We start from the raw sequence: 443 nt of genomic DNA, 5'->3' as shown, positions 1-443 counted from the left end.
TGAATGTTGATTTCTGATCTTTTTCAGAATCGTTCTTTAAAAATTCGGTGTGTGATAAAAATTTAGACTGTGTGCCACTTTCACTGGTGGGATGCAGGCTAAGGCAAAATGAAAGTTTGTTTTAACAAGCTTTCGGCGAATGTCGTCTTCACAGTATAACCAGATAGCTTGGGGTTATATGGTCAAGTGAAGAAGCGCATACGGTGGATGCCTTGGCAGTCAGAGGCGATGAAAGACGTGGTAGCCTGCGAAAAGCTTCGGGGAGTCGGCAAACAGACTGTGATCCGGAGATATCTGAATGGGGGAACCCAGCCATCACAAGATGGTTATCTTGTACTGAATACATAGGTGCAAGAGGCGAACCAGGGGAACTGAAACATCTAAGTACCCTGAGGAATAGAAATCAACCGAGATTCCCTTAGTAGTGGCGAGCGAACGGGGAC

Annotated in this window: 1 rRNA gene; it reads left to right on the top strand. The window is 45.6% G+C overall.

From position 1 onward, the window contains the following. Nucleotides 1-180 precede the first annotated feature (180 nt). Nucleotides 181-443 (top strand): 23S ribosomal RNA (locus tag ACYP2A_RS10650); the annotation flags it as partial.

This window comes from Pseudomonas sp. 3A(2025) (assembly GCF_054589175.1).
The sequence above is the reverse complement of the archived record's forward strand: the minus strand, read 5'-3'. Positions and strand labels throughout refer to the sequence as shown.